1 protein-coding gene is annotated in these 2,829 nt (G+C 73.8%); it reads right to left on the bottom strand.

Translation table 11 applies throughout. From position 1 onward, the window contains the following. Positions 1-2,829, bottom strand: a 2,829-nt coding sequence (locus tag D7V93_RS41255; protein WP_120648457.1) for a non-ribosomal peptide synthetase, incomplete at both ends; no start/stop codon positions are given.

Below are 2,829 nucleotides of genomic sequence, written 5' to 3'. Positions count from 1 at the left end.
GGCCGTGGGGGACCCGGCGCGCGACTCCGGCGAGGGCAGGGCGTCGCGGTCCACCTTGCCGCTGGAGGTGAGGGGCAGCGCCTCCAGCACCGCGAAGGCGGTGGGCACCATGTACTCCGGCAGCCGCTGCTGGAGGAAGGCGCGCAGCGCGGCTGGATCCGGTGACTCTCCGGAGGCGGGCACCACGTACGCCACGAGCCTGCGCAGTCCCGGCGCGTCCTCGCGCACCCGGGCCACGGCCTGGCGCACGGTGGTGTGTTCCTCCAGCGCGGCCTCCACCTCGCCAGGTTCGATGCGGAAGCCGCGCAGCTTCACCTGGAAGTCGGTCCGGCCCAGGTATTCGACGTCGCCCCGGGGCCGCCAGCGCACCCGGTCTCCGGTGCGGTACAGCCTCGCGCCCGGCTCGGTGCTGTAGGGGTGGGGGATGAAGCGCTCGGCGGTGAGCGCCGGCCGGCGCAGGTAGCCCCGCGCCAACCCCACGCCGCCGATGAACAGCTCGCCGGGCACGCCCACGGGGACTGGCCGCAGGTGCGCGTCCAGCACGTACAGCCGGGTGTTGGGCCAGGGCGTGCCGATGGAGGGCTCGGTGGGGAAGACCGGCCCCGAGGTGATGGAGGCGCAGACGGTGGCCTCGGTGGGCCCGTAGGCGTTGAGCAGGGTGCGGCCCACGCTCCAGCGCCGGGCCACCTCGGCGGACAGCGCCTCGCCCGCGGAGATGACGGTGCGCAAGAGCGGCAGGTCTGCTGGCGTGAGCTGCGCCAGGACCGACGGCGTCAGCGTGACGGTCGACACCGCCTGCTCGGCGAGCAGCGCGCGCAGGGGCGCATCCGGCAGCAGCCGCTCCCGGGGCGCCAGCACGAGCGTGGCGCCCGCGAGCAGCGGGGCGAAGATCTCGAGGATGGCGGCGTCGAAGGTCGGCGACGCGAACTGCAGGACGCGGCTGGTGGCGGCCAGGCCGTGGGCCCGGACGGCGGCGAGCACGGAGTTGCACAGGCCGCGGTGGCCCAGCAGGGTGCCCTTGGGCCGGCCGGTGCTGCCCGAGGTGTAGATGACGTAGGCGAGCTGATCCGGCAGGACGTCCACCCCGGGCGGCGTGGTGGAGCGCCGGGAGAGGAGGCTGGCGTCGGTGTCGAAGCAGCAGGGCACGCACGACAGGGACGCGGGAAGCTGGTCGAGCAGGGCCTTGTGGGTCAGCAGCACCTGGAGGCCGGAGTCCTCCAGCATCAGGGAGACGCGCGCGGTGGGGTGGGCCGGGTCCAGGCAGAGGAAGGCGCCTCCGGCCTTGAGGATGCCGAGCATGCCCACCACCAGCTCCACCGAGCGCTCCACGCACAGGCCCACGAGCACCTCGGGGCCCACGCCCAGCGCGCGCAGGTGGTGCGCGAGCTGGTTGGCGCGCGCGTCGAGCTGCCGGTAGGTGAGGGACTCCCCCTCGAAGACGAGCGCGAGCGCGTCCGGCGTGCGCAGGGCCTGGGCTTCGAACAGCGCGTGCAGGACCGTGTCGCGCGGCAGCTCCGCCCCGGAGTCGTTCCATTCCACCAGCACCTGGTGGCGTTCGGCGTCGGTCAGCAGCGGCAGTTCGGACAGGCGCAGGTGGGAACCGCCCAGCGCGCCCTCCAGCAGCACGTGCAGGTGGGTCACCAGCCGGCGGGCCGTCTCCGGGCGGAACAGGTCGGTCGCGTACTCCAGCGAGCCCGTCAGCCCCTGGGGCGTGTCGGTGAGCACCAGCGTGAGGTCGAAGCGCCCCGTGCCGCCCTCGAAGGGCACCGGCTGGAAGCTCAGCCCCGGCGCCTCCAGCGTGCCCAGGGACATGTTCTGGAAGGTGAAGTTCACCTGGAACAGCGGGGAGCGCGACGTGTCCCGCTCCGGCCGCAGCGCCTCGACGAGCTTCTCGAAGGGCAGATCCTGGTGCGCGTGCGCCTCCAGGGTGGTGTCGCGCACGCGGGAGAGCAGCTCGCGGAAGCTGGGGTCCCCGTCCAGGCGCGTGCGGTACACCAGCGTGTTGACGAAGAAGCCGATGAGCCCTTCCTGTTCCTGGAAGCGGCGGCCGGCCATGGCGCCGCCGACGCTCACGTCGTCCTGGCCCGAGTAGCGCGAGAGCAGGGCCTGGAAGCCGGCCAGCAGGGCCATGAACGGGGTGACGCCCTCGGCCTGGCAGAGGGCCGCCAGTGTCTGGGAAAGCGCGCGTGGCAGGTGGACGGGCACCGCGTCGCCGCGGAAGGAGGCCACCGGCGGGCGGGGCAGGTCGGTGGGCAGCTCCAGGGCCGCGGGGGCGCCTTCCAGGTGACGGCGCCACCAGTCGATCCGCGCCTCCAGCGCCTCGCCCCGCAGCCACGCGCGCTGCCAGAGGGCGTGGTCGGCGTACTGCACCGGCAGGGGGGACAGCGGCGAGGGCCGTCCGGCGGTGAAGGCCTGGTAGAGGGCTACCATCTCCCGGACGAACACGCCCAGGGACCAGCCGTCGGAGACGATGTGGTGCATCGTCGTCACCAGCAGGTGCTGGCGCTCGGAAAGCCTGATCAACAGCACGCGCAGGAGCGGGCCCGTGGCGAGGTCGAACGGGCGCGCCTGTTCCTCGCCCGCGAGGCGGCGGGCCTCTTCTTCCGGGTGGGCGTGGGCCGACAGGTCGACCTCCTCCAACCGGAAGGCCCCCGGGGGATGGATGCGCTGCGTGGGCGCGCCGCCGTCCGCGTGGAACGTGGTGCGCAGGGACTCGTGGCGGCGGACGAGCTCGGAGAAGGCGCGAGCGAGCGCGGCGGGGTCGAGGTGTCCCTCCAGGCGGAGCGCGGACGGCATGTTGTAGGCGTTGCCGCCCGGGTGGAGCTGGTC

Source organism: Corallococcus llansteffanensis (assembly GCF_003612055.1).
Lineage (GTDB): Bacteria > Myxococcota > Myxococcia > Myxococcales > Myxococcaceae > Corallococcus > Corallococcus llansteffanensis.
Note: the sequence above shows the minus strand (reverse complement) of the source record. Positions and strands in the feature narration are given on the sequence as shown.